General features: G+C 62.4%; 4 protein-coding genes and 1 pseudogene. All 5 read right to left on the bottom strand.

The window, feature by feature from the left end:
- Nucleotides 1–208 precede the first annotated feature (208 nt).
- Nucleotides 209–951: pseudogene (locus GO608_RS01930) on the bottom strand (IS5 family transposase).
- Nucleotides 941–2,206, bottom strand: a complete 1,266-nt coding sequence (locus tag GO608_RS01925; protein ID WP_169199135.1) for a restriction endonuclease subunit S — start codon at nucleotides 2,204–2,206, stop codon at nucleotides 941–943. The pseudogene GO608_RS01930 and the gene GO608_RS01925 overlap by 11 nt, the downstream one beginning before the upstream one ends.
- A complete protein-coding gene (locus GO608_RS01920; protein ID WP_169199136.1) occupies nucleotides 2,203–3,354 on the bottom strand; it encodes a PDDEXK nuclease domain-containing protein in 1,152 nt (383 codons plus the stop codon). The genes GO608_RS01925 and GO608_RS01920 overlap by 4 nt, the downstream gene beginning before the upstream one ends.
- Nucleotides 3,351–4,970, bottom strand: coding sequence for a class I SAM-dependent DNA methyltransferase (locus GO608_RS01915; RefSeq protein ID WP_169199137.1), 1,620 nt, complete (start codon nucleotides 4,968–4,970; stop codon nucleotides 3,351–3,353). Before GO608_RS01915 ends, GO608_RS01920 begins: the two co-directional genes overlap by 4 nt.
- Before the next feature lie 15 nt (nucleotides 4,971–4,985).
- The gene (hsdR, locus tag GO608_RS01910) at nucleotides 4,986–7,388 is read right to left on the bottom strand and encodes an EcoAI/FtnUII family type I restriction enzme subunit R (protein WP_169199138.1); all 2,403 of its coding nucleotides are present in this window, start codon (nucleotides 7,386–7,388) and stop codon (nucleotides 4,986–4,988) included.
- Nucleotides 7,389–7,437: the final 49 nt, after the last annotated feature.

The following is a 7,437-nucleotide window of genomic DNA, read 5'->3' as shown; positions in this document are numbered from 1 at the left end:
ACGGCCGAAGAGCTGACTGACTTACCCCTCAACCACTAACCGCCGCAACTGCCCCGGATCTCGCAGGACTCAGCCCCCGGATCCACTATCGCAAACTGGATCTTCTGCCCCTGCATCACCACGGCCGCATCGACCACCTGCCTCATAGCGGGATGCAGCGGCCAGCCCGAACGAACGGTATTTTAGCTGCCCGGTTACTAGGGCGCGTTCACAGTAGCCGGATGTAGGCACATGCCAGTTGCAAGAAGGCGTTGAACCGATGAACGAGTTTGTCGTAGCGCGTGGCCAGGCGTCGGAACTGTTTGAGTCGGTTGAAGAACCGCTCAACGAGGTTGCGCGCCTTGTAGCGATGCCAGTCGACGTGCCGTTGAGAAGTCCTGTTTCGCCGAGGCGGAATAATGGCTTGTGCGCCGCTGGCTTCAATGGTCTCGATGAAGGCATCGCTGTCGTACCCCTTGTCGGCGATGACCGCGTCGGTCGCAATGGCTTCGATGAGGGCCGCCGCCTGGGTGACATCGGCAACTTGTCCGCCGGTCAGAATCAGCCGCAAGGGGTTGCCGAGCGCATCGACGCAGGCGTGGATCTTGGTGCTCAGTCCGCCCCGCGAGCGACCGATCGCCTGATCGCCAGCGTTTTTTTGGGCGCGCCGGCCGAATGTTGGTGCGCACGCACGACGGTGGAATCAATGAACAGCTCTTCCAGATCGGCCTCTCCACACAGGGTTTGGGCAACGCGATCCCATACCCCGTACTGCTCCCACCGCGAAAAGCGGACATACACCGAGTGCCACTTGCCCAGTTCCGGCGGCAGGTCACGCCAGGGACAGCCGGTTCGGGCGAGGTACAGCACTGCTTCGACAAAGCGACGGTTGTCGGCCGCACGGCCGCCTTTGTCAGTCGGTTTGCCCGGGAGCAAGTCTGCGATCCGAGCCCACTGCGTATCACTCAACATTCGTCGATCCATGGTCAACATCCAAAATCCCGGATGGAAACACAAATCGGCTACTGTGAACAGGGCCTAGGCTCGGACGATAATCCTCAGACGCCGACGGCTCGGCAGAGCTGAACACCCTCTCGAGTGTCGCGGGCACGAGCGCGGCGTTGGCTTCGCGGATGGCGGAGTGCTTGGCCTTGAGGGCCTGGGTCCGTCGATATGCCTCACGTAGCTTCAATTGCGTTTCCATCGACGGAACCGGCATTTCATAGCTCAGAAACGCCGATGGCTGTAGGCGGCGACGGCGAACGTTGGTGCCACCGCTCAGTTCTGCCAACGCAGGCCAGACTTCCGGAGTGCGGAAGTAGATATCTAGCAGTTCGGGCAGGATTTCCTCCGTGTTGACCGAGAACACCGGAAATTCCGGAGAGACAACCATGCCGTCGCATTCCGGCGGCACGACACCCAGCGCGCCCTCCCAGGCCATCAACTTTGGATATGTGAAGTCACCAGTTCGAACAGTTGAGAGCCGCTCGTAAGCAAACTCGCATCCGGCCTTGACGACACTTGGAAATACACCACGACCGAACGAGTAGACGCCTGCAAAACGGTATTGAACGGTTCCATCAACCGTCACGTCTGGCTGCCGCTGAGATAGCAGCTCCGACATTGGCCGCTTCGTCGGATGCTCACCTGGAGGATGAAAAATGTAGGCCCTGACAAGGCGCTCAGCGTCGCGCTCGACGGCTGCCAGATGCGCTTCGACCTGCCGGGTTTTCTCGGCCAACGCCTCGAGGCGGGCAACGAGGGCTTGTTGTTCGGCTAGCGGTGGGAGCGGAACCCGAATTCTCCCCAACTTCTCGACACCCAGCGTCCGATTTCGCCCTGCACCGCCGGGCGACGCTTTCAGCACCTGCTCACGTCCATCCGGAGACGCAGTCAAGTAGAGTTTGAGGAAGGTAGCATTCGCCCTGGCGGGATCAACAACGCAGGTGATGAATCGATGTGATCCGAATCGCCCGGCGTCAGCCGGAACTGCCACTGCAATGGCGCCTTCCCACGCAAAGACATTTGAGAAGAGCAAATCTCCCGGTTCGATCCGAAACAACCGTTTGCTCCCGACATCCGCTCCGGAAAGTGCGGGCTTGTGGAATGTCCCGCGACCAAAAGATCGAATTCCGAGCTCGGGATATGCCGCATCGTGCCTGATTTTGACCGGGCGGCGAACAATCGGCGCAATGTCGCCGAGTGCGACTTTGGGCCACGCCTTCATGCGCCGCCCTCCGCATCACCACTGCGCGCGATCTTCCGCGCCTCCAGCTCGCGCCGCGTCTTCTCCAACTCCGCTTGCAGCAGTTCCACGTCGGGCAGCACGGTCCGGTATTCTGCAGCCATGATCTTGTTCGGCAGCCCGTCCAGAGCGTAGCGAGCCAAGGCGGATTTGGCCCGTGCGCACAGGATCAGGCCAACCGGCGGATTCTCGCCCGGTAGGGTCCAGTGCTCGCGGGCGTAATTGCAGTACATGTGCATCTGGCCAACGTCGGCATGGGTCAGTTGGTTGAGCTTCAGGTCGATGATGACCAGGCAGCGCAGGCGACGATGGAAAAACAGGAGGTCTACCCGAAACCAGCTCTCGTCGATGCGGAGCCGCCGCTGGCGACCAACGAAGGTGAAATCGTTGCCCAGCTCCAGCAGAAAGTCCTCAAGGCGGTGAATGAGTGCATCTTCCAGTTGAGACTCGGAATACTCGTCCTTGAGGTTGAGGAATTCCAGGACGTAAGGGTCTTTGATGGCCTCGTCCGGCGTGACGATGTCGCCGTGCTGGGGCTGGCTGCCCTTTTCCAGCATGGCACGCTTGTTCGTGGACAGCAGCGCCCGCGTGTAGAACTGGCTGCTGATTTGCCGATCGAGCTGCCGTACACTCCACCCGCCGCGCAGGGCTTCGGCTTCGTAGAAACGGCGTTCCTCTTCGGAGCGGGTACGACGCACCAGATGCACATAGTGCGACCACGACAGCGGCAAGGCCTGCGCCAGAAGCTGCGGGGCGATATTCCGAGACACCGTCTCGGATTTTCCGTCGGAGGGCAGTTCGGTGGTATTCCGAGACAGCGCCTCGGAAATCAGCCGGGGCGGATACGCGAGGTAAAAGAGGCGCATCTGCTCCAGGTTGTCGACGCTGAAACCTCTGCCGAAGCGCTGCCCCAAGTCGGCTGACAGGCGCTGCAGCAACTGCTGGCCCCGCTCGGCACGGGCTTCGCCGCCCTGCTCGAACTCGACGATGCGCCGGCCGATCTCCCAGTAGGTCGCCGTCATCAGTGCGTTGACGCTGCGCGCCGCCGCGCGTCGGGCGGCCTCCAGCAGTGCGACGATGTCGCTATGGATAGCGCAGTATTCGGGCTCTGCAGGCGTCACTGCCGTCATCTCTGCACCTCAGCCACCAGCGCTTCGATCTCGCCCAGCAGTCGCATCACCTCAGCCTCGTGGCCGCGCATGGATGCGATCAGGTCCTTGGGGTCGGCATGCTCCAGACCTGCCCTGGCGTTGGGGTTCTTCAAGTCAAGGTTGTAGCCGCGCGCCGCGATATCGGCGGCACTCACCTTCCAGGCCTGCGGGCCTTCCTGGCGGTCGTTCCACCAGACAGTGATCTGAGCGAACTCGTCGAATTGCAGCGGCGCGGTCTTGCTGTACTTCTTGCGCCCCTCGGGCAGCGGCAGTTCGTAATACCAGATGGTCTCGGTCGAGCCGCTGCGCTCGAAGAACAGCAAGTTGGCGGGAATGTCGGTGTAGGGCGCGAACACGCCCTGCGGCAAGCGCACGATGGTGTGGAGGTTGAAGGACTTGAGCAGCTCCTCCTTGACGGCGGCACACACACCGTCACCGAACAAGGTGCCGTTGGGCACGACCACCGCGGCCCGGCCACCCCGTGCAGCCGGTTTGCCGCCAAGCACCGGGGCGCCCGCCACGCGCAGCTTGCGCATGATGAACTGCAGGAAGAGCAGCGCGGTTTCCGCTGTCTGCATGTTGGGCGGGAAGTTGGCCTTGATGCCGACCTCCTCCTCTCCGCCGAAGGGCGGATTGGTGAGGATGACGTCCACCCGCTCGCTGTGACCGATCTCCGCGATCCGGCGATCGAGCGTGTTGCCGTAGGCGATCTGCGGTGCCTCCAGGCCATGCAGCAGCAGATTCATCTGCGCCAGCATGTAGGGCAAGGGCTTGGCTTCCTGGCCGTATAGGGTGTCACGCTGCAGCGTGCGGCGCTCTTCCGGCGTGGTCACCTGCGGGGCGATGTGGTCGTAGGCTTCGACCAGAAAACCGCCGGTCCCACAGGCCGGATCCAGGACTGTCTCACCTAGCCGCGGGTCGGTAACCCGCACCATGAAGCGCACTAATGGACGCGGCGTGTAGAACTCGCCCGCATCACCAGCGGCATCGCGCATCTCGCGCAGCATGGATTCGTATAGGTGCGAAAGGGTGTGGATCTCCTCGCTGGACGAGAAGTGGATGCCGTTGATCTTGTTGAGGATGTCGCGCAGCAGGTAGCCGCTGACCATGCGGTTCTGCACGCCCTTGAAAACGTTGGCGATGACTTCGCGCTGACTGCCCTTCTCGCCCTCTCCGGCGAGGCCGCGCAGATGAGCGAACAGGCCCTTCCCGGATTTGCCGTCGGGGCGCACGGTAAGATCCTGCCCGATGAAGGCGAGCAACTCGTCGCCCGTGATGCCGTCTTCGCGCGCAGCCCAGTCGCGCCAGCGATATGGCCGCTCGATGATCGGCTGGTAGGGCTTGCCGTCGAGCTCGGCTTCTTCCTCGTGAATGGTCTCGAGATCGTCGAGGAACTTGAGGAACATCACCCAAGTGAGCAGTGGCAACCGGTCCACGTCGCCGTTGAGGCCCTTGTCCTTGCGCAGGATCTTGCGGGCGGTGCCGATCAGGGCGGAGAGGTTCTCTCGGGTGGTGAGGGGCGCCTTCGCTTTACGCGGGGCGCGGGTCTTCTTTTCGGTGCTGCTTGCAGCGGTCGATGCGGTGGAACGGGCCATCAAGTCGGATTCTCTTTATTGGTACAGCGCAGTCTGCAAGCGCGACACAGCATCCTTCATGCCGCGCACGCCGCCAAAGTGGCGGGCTGCGATTTCGCCAGGGTTGCCGTAGCGGTCGAAGGGTTGCACCTTCATCAGCTCGGATAGTGCGTTGAACTGGAGGATGCCACGCTCGATGTAGCGGTCGAGCAGCAGCGTCAAAATTTCTCGGGCGGTGTCACCGTACTGCGCGAACAGATCCGGCGCCTTGCGCCGCGCCAACTCGGCGCGTTGACAACGGGTGAGCAGCGGCGCATTCCAGGCCAGGTGACACAGCAGATCGAAGGGGTCAGCGTCGGCCTGATCGCTGGTGGTGGCCAGCTCCTCGAAGCTGATACCGCGCTCGGTAAGCTCGCGCAGCACTTCGCTGCGCGTATCGGGGTTGGCCCAGGCCGATTGCAGCGCCTCGCGAGTCGGATACAGCGCACGCACGGTGCGGCCCGAGTACTCGGTGTATTTAACCACCTGCAGCTTCTTGCCGTCGGTGTCGAGGTCGTACACCAGATGGCCGATCACCTCGACCTCACCGCCGTCGATGTAGAACTTCCGGGGCTCGGGCGGCGGCTCCTCGATCAGCATGCCCGTACCCGGTCCGATCTGTTCTTCGGGTAGCTCATACTCCAGCAAGGTCGTTTCGGTGGTCTCCGGCTCCGGCTCAAGCGTCGTCACGCCGAGCTGCTCGCCGGCCTCATCGATCGTCACTTCCTCGATGCGCGCTGGCTCGCCATCGAAGTCCGGATCGGCAAAGTGGTGCGTGGCCGTGCCGGTGAAATCGATGATGTTGAAGTACTCCTTGCCGTAGTCGACCTTGAGACGGGTGCCACGACCGACAATCTGCTTGAACTCCGAGCGCGAGCCCACGACGCGCGCGAGGACGACGTTCTTGACCATCTCGGCATCGACGCCCGTGGTCAGCAACTGCGAGGTCGTGAGGATGACCGGGGTAGGCTTGTCCACGTCCTGGAAGTTCGCGAGGTGGGTCAAGCCGATGGCGCCCTCGTCGGCGGTGACCCGGCACACATAATCCGGGTACTGCACAACCAGGTCGCTATTGAGGTTGAGAAGCTCCTGGCGCATTTCGGCCGCGTGCTCCTGATCGACGCAAAACACCAGCGTCTTTGCGAAGCGGTCCGTGCCCTTGAGGAAGTCGCTGAAATGTCGCGCCATCGCCCGCGTGCGGGCACGCAGCGCCACCACCCGCTCGAAATCCTTGGTCTGGTACTCCTCGTCGGGCACCTCGCGGCCGTAACGGTCGATCTCGTCCTTGCTCGGTCGCCAGCCCGCGGCATCGACCGTCGTGATCACCCGATGCACCCGATACGGCGCCAGAAAGCCATCCTCGATACCCTGGCGCAGGCTGTAGGTATAGACCGGGTTGCCGAAATATTCGTAGGTGTCGCGGGACTCCTCACGCAGCGGGGTAGCCGTCATGCCGAACTGCACGGCCGGCGCGAAGTAATCGAGCACCGCGCGCCAAGCGCTTTCGTCACGGCTGGAGCCGCGGTGGCATTCATCGATGATGATGAGATCGAAGAAGTCCGGACGGTACTGGCGGAAGACGTCCTCGCTGGCCGTGGTCAGCGCCTGGTAGATGCCGAAGTACATGTCCCGGCCCTGGCTCACGTCACCGCCGGCAATCTTGTGCCGGGCGTCGCCGAAGGGCGAGAACATCCTGGCCATCGGGTCATCGACAAGGATGTTGCGGTCGGCCAGAAACAGTATCTTCGGTCGCCGGTACTCCCCATTTTTGTTCCACCGGCTGTTCCAAAGTTTCCAGCAGATCTGGAACGCCACGCAGGTCTTGCCGGTGCCCGTGGCGAGAGTGGCGAGGATACGGTCCTGCCCCTGCAGGATCGCCTCAATCACCCGGTGGATCGCGACCTGTTGATAGTAGCGAGGAATCTTGCCGGAAACGAGGTTAAAGGGCTCCAGCAAGTGCGGTGCGGAGCTCTCGGATAGTTGCGCCGCGGCGGTCAGGCGGGCGAACAACTCGTCCGGCGTGGCGTAGCGCTCCACTTCGCGCTCGGTGCCAGTGATGTAGTCGATCTCGATGATGCGCTGGCCATTGGTCGCATATGCGAACTTGAGCCCGAGGATCTCCGCGTATTCACGCGCCTGTTGTACCCCCGTCTCCGCGGGCAGCCCCGCTTCCTTCGCTTCGACCACCGCAAGTGGGAAATCGCGACGGTAATACAGCAGATAGTCCGCACGCTTCTGCTTACCACGCCGCACCTTGCCGCCCGCTACGATGATGCGGCCGTTGGTGAAGCTGCGCTGCTCGCCGATGACATGGGGTGCAATACCCCAGCCCGCCTCCACCAGCCGGGGCGTGACGTACTCGCGGCATGTATCCGCTTCGGTAATCACGCCAGTTCGCATTGCCTCCCCTTTCGCTCGCTATCGAAAATTTTCGCCCGATTATCGCAGA

It is taken from the genome of Aromatoleum buckelii, assembly GCF_012910785.2.
Lineage (GTDB): Bacteria > Pseudomonadota > Gammaproteobacteria > Burkholderiales > Rhodocyclaceae > Aromatoleum > Aromatoleum buckelii.
The sequence above is the reverse complement of the archived record's forward strand: the minus strand, read 5'-3'. Positions and strand labels throughout refer to the sequence as shown.